The sequence below is a fragment of the Exiguobacterium sp. s28 genome (assembly GCF_018618135.1).
Classification (GTDB): Bacteria; Bacillota; Bacilli; order Exiguobacteriales; family Exiguobacteriaceae; genus Exiguobacterium; species Exiguobacterium mexicanum_A.
In genome coordinates, this window is the sequence record NZ_JACSLL010000009.1 from 82,437 (window position 1) to 103,708 (window position 21,272).

A 21,272-nucleotide genomic window follows, 5' to 3' on the forward strand; every position below is an offset into this window, starting at 1 on the left:
AACGTTGACGCGGGGGCCAGATTCGCCTATAGTTGAGTACATGCGATGAGCTGGTCTATGTAAGACGGCGGACATTCCTTCGGGAGCACGTTGTGGAGCGTGGTTCGACGCGGTAGACTTTTCGAGAGCACCTCTAGTGAGAGGTGCTCATTTTTTTGTATATGGGGGATTATGATGCAACTACATACCATCCATCACGTGGCGATTATCGCCTCAAATTATGACGAGGCGAAACGGTTCTACATCGATATCCTCGGTTTCGACGTCATCCGCGAGCATCATCGTCCGGACAAAGGCGATCACAAGATCGACCTGCGGCTCGGCGCCTACGAGCTCGAGCTGTTCATCAAACCGGACAGTCCGAAACGGCCGAGCTTCCCGGAGGCGTGTGGACTCCGTCATCTCGCCTTTAAAGTCGACGACATCGAGTCGGTCGTCGCCGAACTGAATACGCACGGTGTCACGACGGAACCGATTCGGTTTGACACGTTCACGGGCGAGAAGATGACGTTCTTCTTTGACCCAGACGGTCTGCCACTCGAACTGCACGAATAAAGCCCCTTCACGCGAAGGGGCTTTATTATGGGCGCACATACGACAAGAGCATCTCTCGCAACATCCGTTGTTGGATGCGCGGTTCGATATCGTCCTCTAAATAACTGATGTGAGACTTCAAAATGATATTGTTACCGAACGTACCGAACGCGTTGATGACAGTGACGACGGTTGCTTTCACGTCGAGATCGCTCCGGAGCGAACCGTCCGTCTTCCCGTCCGCGATGAGCGGTTCGAGCGTCTCCATGATTTCGCGCTGCAACTCGATATAGTCGTCAATCCCGGGAAGGGGACTTGCGACGGACGAGGCATAGCTCTCGAACGCCTCACGGAAACGAGAGTGGCTTGTCCGCTTCATTTGTTGATCGAGTAAATAGTCGAGAATCGCCTCGAGTCGCGAGTAGGCATTTCCCGGCCGGCTCGTCAGTTCTTTGAACGCGTCCAACGTCGGTGCCAAATTGCGCACGGCCGCGGCAACGATCAACTGGTCTTTTTTCGGAAAGTAACGGAACAACGTCGCGACCCCGAGCTCGGACGCGTCAGCGATATCCTGCATTTGCACCCGTTCAAATCCGTCTTGTAAAAAGAGCACCTCGGCTTGCTCGATGATGCGATTCATTCGTTCTTCTTTATTTTGTTGTCGTTTACTCATGAAATCACCTCTTTGTATCTCGTTATTATACCGTGTCGAAGCAGTTTCGTTGAGAATCGAATGTGCATCGACTACTATAATGATAGTTAGACTATCACATTTAAAGAAATGGAGTTGGGATTATGCGGTTAACGGGGAAAGTAGCGGTCATTACGGGGGCAGGCAGTGGCATGGGTGAAGAGACGGCCAAGTTGTTCGCACGAGAAGGGGCGACCGTCGTCGCGACAGATATCAATCTTGAAGCGGTGACGCGCGTCGTGGAAATGATCCGGTCAAACGGAGGAGAAGCGATCGCGCTTCAACACGACGTCACGTCACGCAACGATTGGGAAAACATTTATAACGAAGTCCAGTCCGTGTGCGGCAAGCTCGACGTGCTCGTCAACAATGCGGGCATCGCGCTCGCAAAACCGTTCTTGGATCAGACGGAGGAAGACTGGGCTCGCACGTATCGAATCAATATCGATGGCGTCATGCTCGGAACGCAATATGCGATTCCACTCATGGAGCAAAACGGCGGCGGGTCGATCGTCAACATCTCGTCCATCTCAGCGCTCACAGGTATGGCCGGTGCCGGTGCCTATACGGCCTCGAAAGGAGCCGTCCGGTCGCTCACGAAAGCGGCAGCCGTCGATTACGGCAAGCACAACATTCGCGTCAACTCGGTCCATCCGGGCTATATCGTGACACCGATGAGTGCGCCGCATATGGAGCACCCGGACTATAAACAACATTTCTTGAATCAAATCGCTTTGCCGAATCTCGGTCGGGCTGAAGAAGTGGCGACGGCCGTCCTCTTCCTCGCGTCGGATGAAGCAAATCACATCACGGGAATCGAACTTCCGGTCGATGGGGGCGTCACAGCAAAATAAGCAATACAACACATGCAGGTCGGAGGAATTTTCCTCTGACCCTTTTTTAATTATTTTTCGAAAAAACCATATTAGAGATAGACAAATCGAGAGTTTCCTAAAATAATGAAATTAAGTGATTTTTTGTAGTTAATTGTTGGAACCTTCAAGCCATTATCACGTATACATGAATTGACGGATCCGTCGGTTGAAGCTTTGGACATATGGAAATGAGGAGAACAGATGAAAGCAACATGGAAACAAGTTTTATCATTCGTCACGGTGCTCATGCTCGTATTGGCATTGATTCCACCACAAGCGAGTGCGGACGCTGGAGCGGGGATGCAAGAGGCGAAGACGCTCAGCCCAGGAGTAGAAGTCACATTCGAAACCGGGACAGACGCCACGAATACATACTGGTTCAAAATGGAACGGGGGACTCCATCGGCGATGACGCATATGGAAGTTCAGTTCGATTCGACGAAGCTCGCGAACATCTCGGTCTATCCGAGTGCCGATTTGGCAGCGAAGGACGAAACGTTCGAACAGTATCGTTCGAGCGCGACACAAGAAGACGGACAGCAATCGGCGACGATTCGTTTCCCATATGCATGGGAAGGTCCATACTACATCAAAGTGGAGTATCTCCCGATGATGGAAGAAGAGACGGTGTCGCCTTCAGACATCAAACTCGTCTACAACCCGGTCAAATTGCCGGTCAAGTATGAAAACATCGAGACGGAGGCGGGCATGTGTGCCGTCGAATCGATTTTAAATCCGGCACCAGAGCGCGACTCGATGTTGAAACTCATCCGTCGCATTCAGACGGAAGTGTTGGCACAATCGGAGTCAGGCAACGATTTGGCCGCCTTGTACTATCGGACGTCGCCATACCTCATCAAAGCGATGGTGAAAGACGGCGCGAAACGCCAACAAGCGTACAATGATTTGAAGGCGTTACAGCCACTCATGAACGCGCTCGTTGATTGGAAATCATACACGCTCACGCAAGCGGATGAAGCGGCCATCGAACGGTTACAGACGCTCGTGACGTCAAGTGTGCCGACAGCATTGCAAGCAGAAGTCGACAAGGTAGCAGCTAAGCTTGGAACGGGTACGCTTGCCGGAACACCGCTCCAAGATGTAATGGGTAAATTCGGGGTATCGATTGAAGTCGATGATGCGCCGCGTTATATCGTCAAATACAAATCGTCACCGAGCAAGTCGCTCGGTAAGATGAACGCTTTATCGAACGTCTCAGCAGAGAAAGTCGATCTTGGTCGCCCAGGTGACCACTTCGCGGTCGTCGACGTTGAAGCGGCGAGCACGAAAACGCAAGCGACGGCCAAGTCGACGCTCGAGCGTGACGCGAACGTCGAGTTCATCGAGCCGGTCCAGACGTATCAAGCGTTCACGGCCGACACGAGTTACGACTATCAATGGTCACTCAACTCGAAATCGGTGTTGCAGCCATTTCAGGAAGCTGGAATCGGAATCGATGCGTATGAGGCTCTCAAATTGCCGGTCCGTTCGGTGAAAGTCGCCGTCCTCGATACGGGTGTCGACTATCGCCTCCTTGATTTCAAAGGACGTGTCGACATCGCCAACGAGAAAAATTTTGTCGACCCGAACGGGGAAGGCAGCGCGCTTGACGATCACGGACACGGGACACACGTGGCCGGCGTCATCGGTGCGATTCAAAACAACGGGACATCGATGCGCGGGATGATGCCTGCTGTCTCGATTCTCCCAGTCAAAGTGCTCGACGCGAGCGGTTCTGGGGATACGGAACAAATCGCGCTCGGAATCAAATATGCTGTCGATGCTGGTGCGAAAGTCATCAACATGAGCCTTGGCGGCAGCGAGAGCCGGACGATCGGCTACATGTTGAAGTACGCCTATGACCGCGGTGTCGTCGTCGTGGCGGCAACGGGGAATGATGGCGATTCAAGCCTGTCGTACCCAGCTTCATCGAAGTATACGATCTCGGTCGGTGCGACGAACACGTTCGGCATCGTCTCGGATTACTCGAACTACGGGTATGGTGTCGATGTCGTGGCGCCGGGCACGAAAGTCGCGAGCCTCGTCCCGAACGGTAACGTCGTCTATATGGACGGCACGAGTATGGCGACGCCACACGTCTCGGCTGTCGTTGGATTACTGCTGTCGACACGTCCGGCACTCAAAGTCGAAGAGATTCGTCAGTTGCTCCATCGTACGGCAGAGCCGCTTGCTTTCTCTGGCGGGGATGCGACAGGTGGAATGAGCTATGAAGACGGCCTTGATTATTTCATGGAAGACTCGGAAGAAGAACTTCCGTTCAACTATGACTACATCAGCGGCTATGGCAAGGTTAACGTGCACCATGCAGCTTCGATGCTACGTCTCTACGCCAAGCCAGGCGTCGTCCGTGACAATTCGACGGTGTTTGCTGCTAGCGTGCAGAGCGGGACGACAGTGACGGTCTATAACGGCGAGAAACGTCTCGCGACCGGAACATCGAAACAAGCTCGTGTCGCATTGAATATCGGAGCTCAAAAAGCAGGCACGGTTCTCCGGGTCGTCTATAGCAACGGGAAGCTCGTCTCGAGCGAACGCCTTCTCGTTGTGAAAGGTGCCCGTGCGAAACAACCGACCGTCTCGACACCACGTGCGAACGCGAAGCAAGTATCGGGTCGCGCGGATGCGGGAATGACGGTCATCGTCCGAGACGCGAAGCGCCGCGTCATCGGGAAAGGGACGACCGGCCTCACGGGAACGTTCGTCACGAAGACACGCACCCTTAAAAAAGGGGAGCGCCTCTCGATCCACATCGAGGACGCGAAAGGTCGCGCGAGTCAGATGAAACACGTCGTCGTCAAATAAGTACACATGAAACAAGGAGTTCGCCGCAGCGAACTCCTTGTTTTGCCTTCTACTCGAGGATACCGAGGAGCTCCATGACCAATAAAACGAACAGTCCGGAGCCGAGAACGGCCGCGAAGAAGACGAGCACGGCGTACTCTTTTTGTTTCAAGATGGCCCACCATCCGGTCACGAACGCTCCGAGCCCAAGGACGAAGAATGTGGTCATGTAGCTGAGCCGTAGCATGTTCGCGGCGTTGTCGCTCCAAAGCGTCGAGTGGAAGGTCGTATCGAAGTTATCGAGCAGGAGGAACGGCACGTACATGGCGAGGAACAAGCCGATGAGGATAATCGACCACTTGCCGACCGAGGTGCGTGGGAACAAGGCGCCATTCATGACGATTCACCTCTTTTCATTACAAAATCATCTGTATAGGACTATTCCCGTTTTGACGAAAAGTTGACGGCTTTCGTTGAAACGACATGATATAGTCGAAATGAGAGAGTGAGGGATGGCTATGGTCGAACAGTTCAAGATGAGACGCGTTTGGGAGGATGCGCTCGAGATGAATGTGGTATTGGCGTTAAAAGCAAAATGGTGCGAGGTCACGGTGGATGAGTATGTCACCGCATCCGATATCGACGCGCTCGTCTCCACGTTATCCGCGTTCAATGCACGAAACGGGAAGTCGCCCCAGACGTGGAGACTCGATGTTCCGCTCGTCCACGTCTCCTTGACGTTCGAACTGGCGAATGCGAGAGGGACCGTGCAAGTCAACGCCGTGGTCGAACAAATGAAAGGCGATGGGGGAGACATGAACGCGTCCTTCTTGTTCGAGACGACGATGGGGCAACTCGATGATTTGAGCGCTCAACTCAAACGTTTCATCCGTCGTGAGACCGACCATGTTGACTCGCTCCGACCAGAATAAAGCAGCCTGAGACGTCTCAGGCTGCTTTTCAATACCATTCTTTCGGTTCGTAATTCAATTCGCGGAACAACTGTTCGCGCTCTTTCTTCGATAGGTCGCGCCATTGTCCTGGCGGGAGCTTACCGAGCGTGACGTTCATGACACGCACGCGTTGAAGACGGTATACCTCGTAGCCGAGCACTTCACACATGCGACGGATTTGGCGGTTGAGTCCTTGCGTAAGCGTGATGTTGAAATCGAACTTCGACAGTTGGTGGACTTTACACGGCAACGTCTTCTGGCCGAGAATTTTGACGCCGGCTTCCATCTGTTCGACGAACTCCGGGGTAATCGGCTTATCGACCGAGACGATGTATTCTTTCTCGTGCTCGCCCTCGGCGCGAAGGATCTCGTTGACGATATCACCGTCGTTCGTCATCAAGATGAGCCCTTCCGAGTCTTTATCGAGACGGCCGATATTGAAGATGCGGAGCGGGTGGTTGACGAGGTCGACCAAGTTGCCTTTGACCTTCTTCTCGGTCGTGCTCGTGATGCCGACCGGTTTATGGACGGCGATATAGACGTTGTTTCGCGCGACACGGGCGGCCGAACCGTTGACGAGCACTTCGTCTCCTGGGTTCACTTGGTCGCCGATTTTCGCTTTCTTCCCGTTGATGGTTACCCGTCCTTCTTCGATGAGGCGGTCGGCTTGGCGGCGGGACGCCTTGCCGGATTCACTGATAAATTTGTTGATACGCATAGATCCACGTCCTTTTTTGGCTTCGTCCTCTCACTATAACGTATTTTACATGTGCCTGAAAGCGGGAAACGACCGAGTAGAGGGGATGTGGCACGATGGAGCAGGCACGTTTGCTATTGCAAGACGCGATACGATTTCAACAAGCGCTCATGACGTCGTCGTTTCAGGCAGAGCTGATTGATGGGGCGTCCCCGGTTCTATGGTACGGGCGACCGACGGAGGAACAATGGCTCACCGTCGGGACAAACCCGTCGCGCGGCGAGTTTTTCGAACGGGACGGTAACGTCAGAAGCGGGGAGTCGCAAAAATTTTATTGGCGTGACCAATCGCTCGATGCCTATCTTCAAGACGAAAGGGCGCACGAAGCGACGCTTGAACACGCCGCGGCCTATTTTGAGGCCGGACGAGCGACGACGAGTTGGTTCGGCAAGCGGAATGGAGCGAAACTGGAAGCGTTGCTTGAGGGCATGGGGCGCTCATTTTATGACGAATCCGCGCTCCATGTCGACTTCTTCAAATATGCGACGTGGCGTCAGATGGGCCGGTTGCGGACGGGGCGACAATGGATGGAGCACCCGACGTCACTCGATTTGCTGGAACGGACAATTCGTTATGTGAACCCGTCTCGTCTGATTGTCCTTGGGCGGGACAACTGCGCGTCGTTTGAAGGATTCACTTACAGTGAGCGAATCGAGGCGTATCCGAGTGCCCGGTTCGAGCTCGGTTATCATACGACGCTCGGTGTCCCGATGGTCGGACTGCATTTCAAACCATCCGAAGTGTTCGTCGGTCTCGGGAACGGTCGAGACGTATTCGGACTCCATCACGGTTCGTACGCGAAGCGAGACCATCTGATTCGAATCGGGGCAGCCATCGAGACGAGCGCTCGTCGTTATTTTGCCTGAACGTCAAGCTTTGGCGGATGGACGCGCGTGATGCTGCCCCAAAAGTTGAACTCGTTGAAATCGATATAACGGACGTCACGTACCCGATTATCGAGCACCTCGAGCAAGATGACGTCGGGAAAGCCGGGTTTACGGAAGATGATGTACCCGATTCCGGTCACAGAGTGATTTTTATAGAACCCGTTCGCCATATTCAAGATGAAGGGACGGTCGGCCGCGAGTTCGCGCTCGAACGTCGACCATTTCCATAGATAACGTGAGCTGCTATGCCCTTTGTAGCCGTAGTGGGCCCATAGTTTCGTGACGATTGTCGCGATGCGGGTCGGGGGTGTGCCTTTCTCGTCTTTGAACTGATGGGCGAGGGCGATCGCGCGAGCATCCTGTTGAATCTCGAACACGTCCTCTGGGATTTGGTCATAGCCTTGGTCACGGTAATAACGAAAGACAGCCGTCATCGAAGTGAGCGTACAATTGTTTTTGCCGCCGTTGAACGTTTTTTGCAGGAGCGCCGGAACTCCTTCAATCCGCTTTTCGGTTTTGATCGTCCAATGGCCGTGATAGCGGTCGTTCACATAAGCCACAGGGTCGACGATCCCGGCATAGCCTTTTTTTGCGACCTCGAGCTGACCTGCGTAATGATGTTCCATGACGCACCTCCTTTTTCTTTAGTATACAAACAACGCCTCTTCTCAGGAAACTACGAGAAGAGGCGTTGTGGCGTCAAAAGACCAAGTGAGCGATCCCGACGATGATAGGTAACGTGATAAACGTCCGGAGTAAGAAAATGAGGACGAGGTCAAAGAATGAAATCGGCAGTTTCGATCCGAGCAGCAGTCCCCCGACTTCCGACATGAAGATGAGCTGCGTGACCGATACAGTGGCGATGACGAACCGCGTCAGCTCACTTTCGATCCCGCTCCCGAGGACAGCCGGTAAGAACATATCGGCGAACCCGACGACCATCGTCTGAGCAGCCGCTTCGGCTTCAGGAACTTGGAGCAACATCAAAATCGGTTCGAACGGTTTACCGAGAATCGTGAAGAGCGGTGTATATTCTGCAATGACGAGTGCAATCGTCCCGACGGCCATGACGACCGGCAAGATGCCGAGCCACATGTCGAGCACGTTTTGGAAACCGTCCTTGAACGTGGCGACGGCACCTTTGCTAGATTTCGACTTCAACAGTGCTTGGCGCAACGCCCACGTCCGCATCTTCACGTTGGCCGGCACCGGTTCTTCCGGTTTTAGTTCAGTTTCTTCGTACGGTGTATCAGCCTTTTTCGACAACGGATAAATCCGAGGCATAATCAGCGCTGCGACAATCCCTGATAAGACAATCGCTCCATAGTATTGCAGGAAGTAAGCGTCGAGCTCCATATACGACAAGATGACGATGGTGAATGTGATCGAGACGACGGAGAACGTCGTGGCGATGACGGCAGCTTCTCGTTTCGTGTAGTAGCCGTTCTCATATTGTTTCGTCGTCAAAAGAATCCCGATCGTCGCGTCCCCGACCCAAGACGCGAGCGAGTCGAGCGAGGCCCGGCCCGGAAGTTTGAAGAGCGGGCGCATCACTTTGATGAGCATCGTCCCGACAAACTCGAGCAGACCGAAGTTCAAGAGGAGCGGGAGCAACATCCCAGCAAATAAAAACGTCGCGAATAAAATCGGAATCAAATCATACAGCAAGAGTCCGCCAGTGAATTCGGATGTGATCATCTCCGGTCCGATCACGAGAAGCGTCATCACCCCGGCAATAAAACCGACGACTCGCATCCCGAACCAGAACGGTGTGACGTTGAACAGGGAATTGAAGTGTGGCCGTTCTAGGATGAACGCCGGTTTAGCCAAATACGTCCATAATGATCCAAGCACTGAGATGCCCATCATGATGACGGCAAGCGTCGGAACGATCCCGCCGATGAGGTCAATCAACTGATTCGACAAGAGTGCGACCGGAATCGTAAATCCGTCCTCGGTAGGAACGGGCACGATGAAGAACATGAGGCCGATCAAAGAAGGAATTAAGAATTTCAGAAAGTCGTTGGACGTGAATGACGTCCCGCCTTGGTCAGGCTTGTTTGGTGTCTGATTCATGTGTTTTACCCCTTTTCCCCGAAAAAGTAGTTGGCGCGCCTCACTCGCATGTCCCCATCATGCGTGAGTGAATCGCTATGAAAGAATAGTTTCTTCTCGTTCATTATAGAGAAGGGGATACGTAGCAGGCAACAACTCGTTGCAATTTTCTGAAAAAAAAGAAAACGGTCACACGAGCGAACTGCTCGTATTCTCGGGCTCACTTTAGTATGATGACGGCGAGTCTTACAAATTCGAGATATTCACCATATATACTTTAGGAACGGAGCGATACAGATGAGATTAAGTGTACTCGATCAAGCGCCGGTGACATCCGGCCATACGTCAGAACACGCGTTGCAAAGCGCGGTCGAACTCGCCCAAGTGGCAGAAGAACTAGGATATTACCGGATGTGGATGGCCGAACACCACGGAGGCATGTCGTTCGCGAGCTCGGCCCCGGAAGTCGTCGCAGCGTATATCGCCGCGAAGACGGAACGGATTCGTCTTGGGTCGGGTGGCATCATGATGATGCACTATTCGCCGCTCAAGATGGCCGAAGTGTTCAAGACACTCAGCGCGCTCGCACCGGGCCGTATCGACTTCGGGGTCGGCCGGGCACCGGGGGGAGACCCTAACGCCATCTACGCGATGTCACAAGGTCAAAAACCGATGATGGATGGTTTGTATGAAAAACTTGGAACGACGTTGCAACTGATCAACGACGAGACCCCGGAAGAGCGATGGTATAAGAACACGCCGGCCGCTCCGACCGGGGTGACACTTCCTGAGGCGTGGCTCCTCGGATCGAGCGGAAACAGCGCCGTTCAAGCAGGGCGGATGGGGCTCGGCTATTCGTTCGCCCAGTTTTTCAACGGTGAACTGAGCGTCGATGCGCTCGATGCATATCGCCATCACTTCACACCATCCGCGTTCATGGAGAAGCCCGACATTAGCGTCACGTATCTCGTCACGACGGCCGAGACAGAAGAGGAAGCCGAGTATTTGGCCCGTCCGTCGGATTTGTCGCGCTTGTTCTTGATGAAAGGCCAGCTCCGTCAACTGCTTAGTCCGGAAGCGGCGCACGATTACCCCCTCACCGAAGTCGATAAGATTCAAATCGCCAACAACCGCAAGATTCATCTTGTCGGGACACCGAAGCAAATCGCGACGCAGCTACAAGAAGAGTCGGCCCATTATGGATTTGATGAGGCGATGATTTGCAGCATCCAACATACGCAAGAGAGTCGTCTGAACGTCTACCGCCTCCTCGCCAAAGAGCTTCTCTGACCAAAACGCACCTGTCCCAACGGATAGGTGCGTTTTCGATTAGAGAAACAGTTGCATGAGGACGAACAGGGCGACCAGTCCACCGAGTGAGACGGTAAAGAAGACGGCGACCGAGCGCTCATGGTTACGGAAAATCGTGTAAAGTCCAATGACAAACGCACCGAACGCGGCGACGACGGCCGATATCGACACGACGGCAGCCCACGTGTTGTCGAATAGGGTGTCGAAATTGAATGGTTGACCCGACTGGACAATGAGGGCAGAGATGATTAAGAGAAAGAACACAGCGAGCAACAAGAGGACCGACCATTTCCCTGGACGTGTCTGTGGGTAGACGTTTCGACTGAGCATAATGGTTCACCTCGCTTTTTCAACTTTTACCTATCTATACCCGATTTTCAGTACATCTCAAAAAATGCTTCCCCTTTTTTTGAACGGTTTCGTGAACAACATCGTCTAAAACAACTAAACTAGAGGAAACGGAGATTGCCTGGAGGTACAGTATGCAGCAGATGAAGATTGACCCGCATTATTTGTTTGATGTTTTCGTTCATTTATACCGGATGGTGTTTTTGATGGAAGTGACGCCTGACGGTTACCGTTATGTGCGCGTCAGTGAGCAGGGGAAACTGGCGTCCTCACTTCCGGAAGACGTAGGCGGACGTTATCTGCATGACATGTACGCGGCCGAGGTCGCCAAGGAGCTGATTGTGCATTACGACGCAGTCGTCGCCTCGCATGAACCCGTCTATTTCATGTCGAAGATGAACATCGACGCCAACACGGCCCGATTCGCCTCATCCGTCCTCATGCCACTCGAGAACGAGGCGGGAGAGGTGCGTTACGTCCTCGGCTTGACGACGGACTTATCGGAAGAGGCGGAAATGAAATTGTTGAGTAGCATCGAGAATATCGACTACTTGACCGGGATGCCGAACTTGATGAAAGTGAAGCTCGAACTCGAGAAATTGTTCCTGAAACAAGAATCGGAAGCGACGAGCGTCATGCGCCTGCACATCAATCGATTCAAAATCATTCTGTCCCTCCAAGGCGTGGAGCGGTCACATCGCCTGATTAAAGAGATGACTCGGCACTTGTCGAACCTATTACCGAAAGGCTCAATCATCGGTCGCGTCGACGGGGAGGATTTTATCGCCGTCTTACCATACACGTCGGTCGAAACGGCGACGATGCATGGGGAGCGTCTGCTCGCGGCGATTGCCGACTACACGTACCAAGTTGCCGAGACGGAATTCGCCTTGTCCGGCTGCCTCGGAATCAGTGCGGGAACCGAGGATGCAGACCGGGTCATCATGAACGCGTCAACAGCACTCCTTGAGGCCAGACAGGCTGGGAAACAAATCATCAAAGTGTACGAGAAAGATGACTACGTGCAGCACTACATCGATGAGATGACGATTGAGATGGAACTCGTCAAAGGGTTGAAGGCGGATGAATTGAGCGTCGTCTACCAGCCGAAAGTCGGCTGTCAGGACGGAACGGTTCATTTCGAGGCGCTCGTGCGTTGGCAAAGCGCGGCACTCGGGAACGTCTCGCCGGAAACGTTTATTAAGATTGCCGAAAAGTCACTTTTGATCGAGGATATTACCGAGTTCGTCTTTGATCGGGTCTGTCGTGACATGATTGATCAGCCGGACTTGTTTGAAGGCCGACGTGTCGCGATCAACGTCTCGCCGGTATTGTTCCGCCAAGACTATATTCAGCAGTTGTTACCGATTCTCTCGGCGTATGGCCTGCTGCCGGAACAGTTCGAGTTTGAAATCACAGAGCATACGCTCATGCAAGAACCGCTCCTCGGCATTCAAACAGTCGATTATTTGAAAGCGAAGGGGTTCCGGATTTTGATTGACGATTTTGGGGTCAGCTATTCGTCGCTCAACTATTTAAAAATGTTTGATATCGATGGCATCAAGATTGACCGTTCGTTCATCAATCAATTGGACAAAGACAACGGGCTGAAAGAGTACGAAATCGTCAAACTGATCGTCTCGCTCGCCAAGAAATTGAATTTAGAGGTCACGGCTGAAGGTGTTGAGACTGAAGTACAGTATCGTGCGATTGATCAGCTCGGATGTGACGAGGTTCAAGGATACTTCTTCAGTCGGCCCCTTCCACCCTCTGACCTCAAGCAGGCGCTTGAAGCGCTCGTCTCACAACATGCGGCGTTGCGTCAGGGCGAGTCAGATAAAGCCATGGCGGTGACGTCACTCGATGAGACGGAGGCCGAACGACTGAAGACAATCCTTCGGCTTGAAATTTTGAACACCCCGCGAGAAGAACGGTATGATCGGATCTCACGGCTTGTCGCCCGGACGTTGGACATGCCGGTCGCACTGATCTCGATTTTGACGACGGATCAACAATGGATCAAATCGTGCCAAGGGGTCGCGCTTGAAAATTCGAGCGTGGAGCGGAAGTGGACGTTGTGCGACCGTGTCGTGACAGGAAAATCGGCGCTCGTCATCGAGGATGTACGGACGGCCGAGGCGATGTCGGACAATCCGTTACTCGAAGGGATTGGTTTTTATGCCGGCGTGCCGCTCTTGACACGAAGCGGCCACGTCATCGGTACACTATGCGTGACCGACGAACGGTCACGTCGCTTCGATACCGAGGCGCTGCAAACGCTCGAAGATTTCGCCAGATGGGTCATGGCGGAAATCGAATTGACCGAGCAAGCGCGAGCGCAAGCCCGACGGCAACAGACGCTCGAGTCGCTCTATGAAGTGACGGCCATTCACGAACCGTTCAGTGATAAATTGAAACGGATTCAGACGGTGCTCCGTGACTGGATTGGATATTCCCACGCACTCGTTTTCTCGACGGAGTCCACCTATCGCGTCTTATCAGAGGATGGGGAAAGCAAACTCGATTGGACGGGAGACGAGTTGCAGCAACTACACGCGTTGACGACGATCGGTCATCAAAAGCTGGGTCGAAACGAATTCGTCATCGATGGAATCGAGTTTGCCTCGATGATCAGCCTGCCACTAGCGAATGAAGGGAAGACGTTCGGATGGGTCGTCTTTTTGGCTGAACAAGGCAGCTTGGACGATGTCGTCGACACGGTGACGATCAACGAGATGACCGATACGATCCTGCTCGTGACCCGCTGGATGGAGAACGAGATTCGACGTGAACGCAAGCATCAAGAAGTGATTGAGCTCATCACCCAAGATGGGCTGACGAAGCTGGCGAACCGGCATTCGCTCATGACCGATTTGAGACAGAAAATGAATCGGAAGCAAACGGTCGCTCTGCTGTTTATCGATTTAGATGACTTTAAACAAGTAAACGATTCCTACGGTCATTTGATCGGGGACGAGGTGCTCATCGAGACGGCGAAACGAATCCGTACGTTCAGCCAAACGGTTTCAGGGAAAGCGTACCGATTTGCGGGCGACGAGTTTTTAATCGTCATCGAAGCAGAGCCGGAAGCGCTCGATCCAACCGTGTTTGGCGAGTTGAATCATGTCATTTCCCAGGAAATGACGGTCGGGAACGGCTTGAGACTTAGATTATCAGCCAGTGTCGGTGTCGCCTACTCTAGGATGGACCAAGCATCCCTTGATGCGATCATCCATCACTCGGACGCGGCCATGTACGTCGCGAAAAACTGTGGCGGGGACGGATACTACGTGTACGACTCATATCAAGAACACTGAAAAGGAGACGGACGATGGGGAAGTTGTGGCTGATTGAAGGGTTGCCTGGGAGCGGAAAGACGACATTCGCCGAAACGTTTGTGGCGAGAGGGAGTTCCTACAAATTCTATTCGGAAATCGATGCGTCCCACCCGGTCGATTTGCATGACGTCCATTGGGTCGAAGGGGACATACGGTTCGAGGGAGATGTCATCGATCAAGATGGAGACGGTCGATTCGTCCGCTATCGGGCTGGAGAGGCCATCTATGGCACGGACGTCTATGAGTTACCGTTCGAGAAACATGTCGACCTCATGATCGGCCGTTGGCATCGGTTCGTGGAACGTGCACAAAGGGATGAGGTAGACTATGTGTTTGAGTGTGCCATTCTTCAAAATCCGTTCACGATCGGCATGGTGTCGCAACACGTTCCGAACGAACAGATTGAGCGTTATATTGAGACCGTGGCGGGCCTGATCACTACGCTTGATCCGACGGTTGTGTACTTGGAGACGAACGATGTCCCGGCTGTGTTTCGTAATGTGTATGCGGAACGTCCGCCCGAGTGGCAACAAGGTTTCGTCGACTACTATACGACTCGTGCGTATGGCCGGGCGAACGGATTGGTTGGAATCGAAGGAACGATTCGACTTCTGGAAGAACGGCAACAACGTGAATTGAAGGTGTTGAGTCATTTGCCGCTACGAACGATTCGAATCGTCAATGACGAACGGAGAGCGCTCGAAGCGTTCGACAAATTATGGAATAAGGAAGGAGCCGGTCATGCAGACGCTTAAACAATATTCCGACCGCTTTTGGTACATGACCCCTGTCGCCGAGACCGATCGTCCGATTTTAGGAGCCGTTGTCGGTGACACGCATACACTCATGATTGATGCAGGGAACTCCGAGGCGCATACGAACTTATTTTTAGACGCCTTGACCGTACAAGGAATCAAGCGCCCAACGCTCGTGGCGTTGACGCATTGGCACTGGGACCATGTTTTTGGATTGTCGGCATTGACCGATACTGTCTCGATTGCAAGCACGGCGACAAAAGCCGGAATCGAGCGACTGTTTCCCTACACGTGGGACGATGAGGCGTTGGCCGAACGGGTCGAGGACGGACGTGAAATCGCGTTTTGCGCGGAGGCGATCCAACTCGAATACGGTGAAGACAGGTCGATGCGTGTCGTCTTACCGACCGTGACGTTCGATGATACAATCACGCTCGACCTTGGCGGGGTCCACGTCCTCTTAAAGCATGTCGGTGGAGACCATGCTGCCGATGCGGTCGTGGCTTACGTACCAGAGGAAAAGGTACTGTTTTTAGGGGATGCCCTCTATGCGAACTTGTACGCGCCGTCTTGGCGGATGACGCCGGCCCAGACGCTTCGCCTTTTAGAGGTGCTCGACCAGTTCGAGGCCGAGGCGTACGTCTGGTCGCACGGTCAAGTCGTGACCCGTCTCGAGTACGAGAAAGACCGAGACATATTACGGAGTTTGGCCCAAATCACTATTGATTTCCCAGGAAATAAGGAAAAGATAACCGCACAGTACGAACGTTTGACGGGGCGCTCGGTCGACGAGGAAGAACAAGAGCTGATTTCGTTCTTCGTGAACGGCTCGAGTGGGGAAGCGTGATGGAAATCAAACGGATTCACGACGAAGACGAAACGTTTCAACAGTTTTTGACGAGTCAGTTGCGAACGTTCAATGACGCTCACTCGATGCACCATCGCGAGATCCGCAATGCTGACGTCCCGGTCGTTCAGCTGAAAGTGGAACACGACGGGGAAATGATCGCAGGGTTGTTTGGGAGCGTCTATTGGGGCTGGTTCGACTTGGACCGGTTATGGGTCGCGTCAGAACATGCGGGAACAGGCCTGGGAAGCCGTCTGCTCGAGGAAAGGGAGCGGTTGGCCCGCGAACTCGGGGCGACGCGCGTCAAGTTGACGACGTTCTCGTTTCAGGCGAAGACGTTTTATGAGCGCTTCGGTTATGAGGTAGCGGGCGTCCTATACGACTATCCGCCTGGCTCTGATTACTATATGATGACGAAACGATTGATTGATGCATAAAAAAAGCGGCTCACGCGAGCCGCTTTTTTTAGTACACTTTATCCCCGTTGAAGATTGAGTTTTTCACCATGACGTAATCGACGGTGCGCAATGCATCGAGATTGTCCCCACCCGAGTAAGAGATGGCCGATTGGAGGTCTTGCTCCATCTCGGTCAACGTGTCTTGGAGCGCCCCTTTATGCTCGACGAACACTTTCTTGCCTTCGACGTTTTTCCGTTCCCCTTTTTGGAATTCAGAAGCCGACCCGAAGTATTCTTTGAGCAACTTCCCGTCCTGTTCGAACGTCTCGCCCGGTGACTCGTCGTGGCCGGCGAACAACGAACCAATCATGACCATCGATGCCCCAAAGCGAATCGATTTGGCGATGTCCCCATGTGTCCGGATGCCCCCATCCGCGATAATCGGTTTCGTCGCCGCCTTGGCACACCAACGGAGCGCGGCGAGTTGCCAACCGCCCGTGCCGAAGCCTGTCTTGATTTTCGTGATACAGACTTTGCCCGGTCCGATACCGACCTTCGTCGCATCCGCCCCGGCATGCTCGAGTTCCCGGACTGCTTCCGGGGTCCCGACGTTGCCGGCGATGACGAACGAGCCTGGAAGGTGGTGTTTGATGTGTTGAATCATGCGGATGACCGCGTTCGAATGACCGTGCGCGATATCGATCGTGATGAACTCCGGCGTATGCCCGGATTCGGCCAGCATCTCGACGAACCGATACTCATCTTCTTTCACACCGACACTGATCGATGCATACAACCCGCGTCCATGCATGTCTTCGATGAACTTGAGCCGCGTCTCTGGATGGAAGCGATGCATGATGTAGAAGTAACCGTTCTCGGCCAGCGATAAGGCGACTTTCTCATCGATGATCGTCTGCATGTTGGCAGGCACGACCGGAAGTCGGAACGTAAAGCCCCCAAGCGTCACGCTCGCATCACATTCAGACCTGCTGTCGACGATACATTTTGCGGGAATCAATTGAATATCTTCATAATCAAATACTTTATCCATGTTGTCACACCCCTATTTACGAACAATTAGATTCGTTGAATGATAAATACTTCGCCCATTCGGTAATGTAACGTAAATTAGAGCATATGTCAAAGGGATATAGCGATAAAAGATAAAAATTCTTGATGATTGCTGGTAAATCCTCTTTAATGTTCGTGTTTAGGTGCTGTTATCTATGTTTCACGTGAAAAAAGACCGCTCAGGAGCGGTCTTTAAAAACGACATATTGATTTCGTCCATTGGCCTTGGCTTCATATAGTGCCAAATCCGCGTGTTTGAGCAATTGTTTCGTCGACATTCCTGGTCGGTACGGGGCGACCCCGACGCTCGAGGTCGTAACGAACGTATGTCCTTCGATTAACCACGGAAGTTGGAGCGCGGTGACAAGCTTTTCGGCCACCCGTCTCGGCGCATCGGATTCCGTGTAACGGATGAGCACCGAAAATTCGTCGCCGCCAAAGCGAGCGATCACGTCTTGGTTTCGCAGGACATCGGTCAGGCGAGCAGAGAATTGGCGTAGCAGTTCGTCGCCGATGTCATGTCCGAGTGTGTCGTTAATCTGTTTGAAACAGTCGATATCGAGCGAGAGGACGGCGAGAGACTCGTCTCCTTCATCCAATCGCACCAATGTCTCTTCCAAGTAGGCGAGGAAGTAGCGCCGATTCGGCAAGTCGGTCAACGTGTCATGGTAAGCCAGGTGCTTGAGCTGTTTCTCCAACACTTTGCGTTTCATGATTTCCCGCGTGACCGTCAAATAATGGAGCAGCTGGCCGACGTCGTCGTAAATCGCTTGAATCTTCGTCTCGAGCCAAATCCAACGTCCATCCTGGTGCAGGTGACGAAATTCGAGGGTGAGCGGTTCGCTCGACGCTGTCATCGTGTCGAGTTGTCGTCTCGCGGACTCGACGTCATTCGGATGGATGAAGTCGAGCGTATTTTTACCCTCGTAAAGCTCGGGCGCATATCCAAGCACGGTCTTGTGGGACGGCGAAGCATAGCGCACTTGACCGTCACGCTCGAGGATACAGACGAGGTCGCTCATGTTCTCCGTAATGAGGCGATATTGCGTCTCACTTTGGTGCAGGGCGCGCTCCATCTCACGCTTCTCGGTGACGTCGCGCAACAAAGTCATGACGGCAGTCGTGCCTTCGTAATCGATGAGCAGGCTGCCGATGTCCATATGTAGTCTTCGTCCTCCCGGCGTGAGGAGCACGATTTCCGTGTCTTGAACGGGATCACCTTGCCGTAAGGCTTGGAGGCGCGCCTTTGTCGTCTCATGAAATTCCGAGGCGACAAATTTAAAGATTGATTCGCGCTCGATATTCGTCGCCCCGATCGTTTCTAGCGCTAGGGCGTTGGCGTATAGAATGACGCCGTCTTTATGAACGATAATCCCTTCCGGAATCGTCTCGATCAGTTGGCGATAGCGACGCTCGCTCTCTTGGGTCGCACGCTCGGCATTTTTCTCCGGAGTATGGTCAATAATGATGGCGAACAGACCCGTGATTCGGCCTCCGACTTCAATCGGAATATTCAAGATGGCCAAGTCGAGGAAATCCCCGGTCTTTTGAAGCGCCGTGATCCCGTATTTGTGCGGGGTGCCGGACAAGGCAAAGCGGAGACCGTCGTCGACGAGCATTCGTTCTGACTCTGGCAACCATGCTAAAAATGACTCGCCTAACAAATCATCTTCTCCGTAACCCGTGATTTGCGTGGCAGCGGGGTTGATCGATTGGACGCGAAACGCGTCATCGAGGACGAAGATGCCATGCGGCGAGTAGCGCCGGAGCGACTCGTGCTGGTCTTTCAGAATCGACAGTTCGAGTTCACGACGCTTCCGCTCCGTCACTTCCCGGACGACCGAGATGACGTGTGTGCAGACGCCTGCCTCGTCGAAGACCGGGGTCACCTCGGATTCGTAGTAATGAACCGGTAGTTGAATCTCATGTGAGACGGGTTGGACCGAGTAAGAAGGTTCGGCCAGGCGGTAGTCTTCGAAGACGATACTCTTTCGCTCCCGAACAGCCTCCTCGTAATGTCGTGTGACGAGAGCGGCTGTCTCGGGCGGGACCATGTCCTCGACACGTTTCCCGATATCGGCATCTGTCCAGCCGATCGCCTGCTTCCCCGGCTCGTTTACAAATATATAGCGATAAGTTGAACCGTCCACTTCCATGAAGAAGACAAAATCAGAGATTTTGTCGAACGTTCGGAGGAGGACGGAGGAATAGTGTTGGATTGTCTGGTCGGCGTGCATCATGTCCCTCATTTCAATCAAAAACTTTTCGGCGCGTCATTTTCATATTACCGTAAGTGACGATGAAATGTGTGAACATTCTAAAAAAGACAGGACTGTAAAAAGTCCTGTCAGGCAGCTTGTTTCATTTCGGATCGCTCGTGGCGACCGTTCATCAAGTAATAGAGGAACAACGTAAAGAAGACGACGCCGGCAAGCAACAGATAGAGCGTTGAAAAACCGGTCAACGGAATGAGCAAGCCAATAAAATAAGGCCCGAATCCTAGACCCGCGTCCAAGGCGATGAAGAAGGTCGACGTGGCCATGCCCATCCGGTGAGGGGACGCCGCTTTGACGGCGATTGCTTGTGTACCGGATTGGATATTCCCGAATCCTAATCCGATTAGCGCCCCGGCGAGTAACAGCATGACTGCGTTGTTGGCTTGGCTCAAGACAAGCATGCCGATCGCAAAGAAGGCGATGGCCGGGTACATGACGATGTTGGCCCCTCGCGCGTCCATCAGGCGCCCGGTGATCGGCCGCGAGATCAGGACCGCAATAGAATAGACAAGGAAGAAAATACTCGCCGCTTCCACGAGATCGAGTTCACTCGCATAGAAATTGATATAAGACAACACGCTCGAGTAACTGAGGGCCGCGACGCCAATGATGAGTGCAATTGGCAACGCCTTTGGTTCGACGAAGGCACTCAGTGACAAGCCCCGAACAACTTCCGGATTGTCGGCCTCAGGGACGTTCACGAACAAGGCACTTCCTAGACTGATGAGTCCAACGACGAGACAAGTTAGGAAGATGACCGAGAAGCTCGTGTACTGACTCATCATCAAGCCGACGAACGGGCCGATGGCGGTGGCGAGCGTCGAGCTCATGCTGTAATAGCCGATGCCTTCGCCTTTTCGAGAGCCGGGGATGACCTGGGCGACGATCGTTCCGGTCGCCGTACTCGACAGTCCCATTCCGAGACCGTGAACGAAGCGGGTGAACAGTAAGAAGCCAACGCCGAGGTCGATAAAATAGAGCAAAATCGTCGCTGTGAAGAAGGTGAGACCGATGAGAAGCGTCTTACGCCGTCCGATCGAATCGATCAAGCGTCCGATGAAGAGTCTCCCGACGAGCGTCCCGATAATAAAAATGCCGGTGACAAGCCCGGCCTCGCTCGTCGAAGCCCCATATGTGGAAACGGCATGAACGCCGATGGTTACCATTAGTAAGAAGAAGATGAGCGTCAAGAAGAAGTTGACGAGGGAGATGATGAGAAAATCTTTCGTCCATAGTTTTTGTGCGGTCAGTTGCATCGTCGGCCCGCCTCCTTATCCATTTGATTCTAAATAGTTAACAAACATAACTAAAGGAGTATAACAAAAGGATGGAGGTTTGTCCGAACAGACGCTTGTCACTAGAAAAACCGATGCG

19 protein-coding genes are annotated in these 21,272 nt (G+C 53.1%); 10 read left to right on the forward strand and 9 right to left on the reverse strand.

The window, feature by feature from the left end; all coding sequences use genetic code 11:
• Positions 1-174 precede the first annotated feature (174 nt).
• The gene (gene gloA2, locus KNP78_RS10600; RefSeq protein ID WP_058765255.1) at positions 175-555 is read left to right on the forward strand and encodes an SMU1112c/YaeR family gloxylase I-like metalloprotein; all 381 of its coding nucleotides are present in this window, start codon (positions 175-177) and stop codon (positions 553-555) included.
• Positions 556-580: 25 nt separating this feature from the next.
• Here the strand turns inward: gloA2 and KNP78_RS10605 are convergent, their stop codons facing one another.
• Positions 581-1,207, reverse strand: coding sequence for a TetR/AcrR family transcriptional regulator (locus KNP78_RS10605; RefSeq protein WP_214824172.1), 627 nt, complete (start codon positions 1,205-1,207; stop codon positions 581-583).
• Positions 1,208-1,329: 122 nt separating this feature from the next.
• Here KNP78_RS10605 and KNP78_RS10610 point away from each other — a divergent pair, with 122 nt between their 5' ends.
• On the forward strand, positions 1,330-2,079 hold the full coding sequence (locus tag KNP78_RS10610) for an SDR family NAD(P)-dependent oxidoreductase (RefSeq protein WP_058765259.1): 750 nt from the start codon (positions 1,330-1,332) through the stop codon (positions 2,077-2,079).
• A gap of 222 nt (positions 2,080-2,301) precedes the next feature.
• On the forward strand, positions 2,302-4,923 hold the full coding sequence (locus KNP78_RS10615) for a S8 family peptidase (RefSeq protein ID WP_214824174.1): 2,622 nt from the start codon (positions 2,302-2,304) through the stop codon (positions 4,921-4,923).
• A gap of 49 nt (positions 4,924-4,972) precedes the next feature.
• Here KNP78_RS10615 and KNP78_RS10620 read toward each other — a convergent pair whose 3' ends face one another.
• On the reverse strand, positions 4,973-5,299 hold the full coding sequence (locus KNP78_RS10620; RefSeq protein WP_034780432.1) for a hypothetical protein: 327 nt from the start codon (positions 5,297-5,299) through the stop codon (positions 4,973-4,975).
• Positions 5,300-5,414: 115 nt separating this feature from the next.
• Here KNP78_RS10620 and KNP78_RS10625 point away from each other — a divergent pair, with 115 nt between their 5' ends.
• Positions 5,415-5,834, forward strand: coding sequence for a hypothetical protein (locus tag KNP78_RS10625; RefSeq protein ID WP_214824176.1), 420 nt, complete (start codon positions 5,415-5,417; stop codon positions 5,832-5,834).
• Between the two features lie 28 nt (positions 5,835-5,862).
• On the opposite strand, the gene rluF is transcribed toward KNP78_RS10625, so the two are convergent.
• The gene (gene rluF / locus KNP78_RS10630) at positions 5,863-6,573 is read right to left on the reverse strand and encodes a 23S rRNA pseudouridine(2604) synthase RluF (protein WP_214754426.1); all 711 of its coding nucleotides are present in this window, start codon (positions 6,571-6,573) and stop codon (positions 5,863-5,865) included.
• A 95-nt stretch (positions 6,574-6,668) separates the two neighbouring features.
• On the opposite strand from rluF, the gene KNP78_RS10635 reads away from it, so the two are divergent.
• Positions 6,669-7,478 carry a hypothetical protein gene (locus tag KNP78_RS10635; RefSeq protein WP_214824178.1) on the forward strand — a complete coding sequence of 270 codons (810 nt, stop codon included), beginning with the start codon at positions 6,669-6,671 and terminating at the stop codon, positions 7,476-7,478.
• Here KNP78_RS10635 and KNP78_RS10640 read toward each other — a convergent pair.
• A complete protein-coding gene (locus KNP78_RS10640) occupies positions 7,466-8,125 on the reverse strand; it encodes a C39 family peptidase (RefSeq protein WP_214824180.1) in 660 nt (219 codons plus the stop codon). The two genes, KNP78_RS10635 and KNP78_RS10640, sit on opposite strands and share 13 nt — an antisense overlap.
• Before the next feature lie 73 nt (positions 8,126-8,198).
• Positions 8,199-9,575 (reverse strand): YjiH family protein, encoded by a 1,377-nt coding sequence (locus tag KNP78_RS10645; RefSeq protein WP_214797364.1) that lies wholly within the window; start codon positions 9,573-9,575, stop codon positions 8,199-8,201.
• Positions 9,576-9,851: 276 nt separating this feature from the next.
• On the opposite strand from KNP78_RS10645, the gene KNP78_RS10650 reads away from it, so the two are divergent.
• A complete protein-coding gene (locus KNP78_RS10650; protein ID WP_214754419.1) occupies positions 9,852-10,844 on the forward strand; it encodes an LLM class flavin-dependent oxidoreductase in 993 nt (330 codons plus the stop codon).
• 39 nt (positions 10,845-10,883) lie between these two features.
• On the opposite strand, the gene KNP78_RS10655 is transcribed toward KNP78_RS10650, so the two are convergent.
• On the reverse strand, positions 10,884-11,195 hold the full coding sequence (locus KNP78_RS10655; protein WP_034780450.1) for a hypothetical protein: 312 nt from the start codon (positions 11,193-11,195) through the stop codon (positions 10,884-10,886).
• Between the two features lie 152 nt (positions 11,196-11,347).
• Between KNP78_RS10655 and KNP78_RS10660 the strand changes: the two genes are divergently transcribed.
• From KNP78_RS10660 to KNP78_RS10675, 4 genes are read left to right on the forward strand one after another with little or no spacing between them, the layout of a single operon-like run.
• Entirely contained in the window at positions 11,348-14,530 is a 3,183-nt protein-coding gene (locus KNP78_RS10660) for an EAL domain-containing protein (RefSeq protein WP_214824182.1), read from the forward strand.
• A gap of 14 nt (positions 14,531-14,544) precedes the next feature.
• Complete coding sequence (locus KNP78_RS10665) at positions 14,545-15,306, forward strand: P-loop NTPase family protein (RefSeq protein ID WP_214754413.1); 762 nt, start codon at positions 14,545-14,547, stop codon at positions 15,304-15,306.
• Positions 15,293-16,153 carry an MBL fold metallo-hydrolase gene (locus tag KNP78_RS10670; RefSeq protein ID WP_214824184.1) on the forward strand — a complete coding sequence of 287 codons (861 nt, stop codon included), beginning with the start codon at positions 15,293-15,295 and terminating at the stop codon, positions 16,151-16,153. Before KNP78_RS10665 ends, KNP78_RS10670 begins: the two co-directional genes overlap by 14 nt.
• Positions 16,153-16,590 carry a GNAT family N-acetyltransferase gene (locus KNP78_RS10675; RefSeq protein ID WP_214824198.1) on the forward strand — a complete coding sequence of 146 codons (438 nt, stop codon included), beginning with the start codon at positions 16,153-16,155 and terminating at the stop codon, positions 16,588-16,590. The genes KNP78_RS10670 and KNP78_RS10675 overlap by 1 nt, the downstream gene beginning before the upstream one ends.
• Before the next feature lie 28 nt (positions 16,591-16,618).
• Here KNP78_RS10675 and guaC read toward each other — a convergent pair whose 3' ends face one another.
• The 3 genes from guaC to KNP78_RS10690 form a co-directional block, all read right to left on the reverse strand.
• Positions 16,619-17,602, reverse strand: a complete 984-nt coding sequence (gene guaC, locus KNP78_RS10680) for a GMP reductase (RefSeq protein WP_214708298.1) — start codon at positions 17,600-17,602, stop codon at positions 16,619-16,621.
• A gap of 199 nt (positions 17,603-17,801) precedes the next feature.
• A complete protein-coding gene (locus KNP78_RS10685; RefSeq protein ID WP_214754524.1) occupies positions 17,802-19,859 on the reverse strand; it encodes a PAS domain S-box protein in 2,058 nt (685 codons plus the stop codon).
• A 110-nt stretch (positions 19,860-19,969) separates the two neighbouring features.
• Positions 19,970-21,154, reverse strand: a complete 1,185-nt coding sequence (locus KNP78_RS10690; protein WP_214754407.1) for an MFS transporter — start codon at positions 21,152-21,154, stop codon at positions 19,970-19,972.
• Positions 21,155-21,272 lie beyond the last annotated feature (118 nt).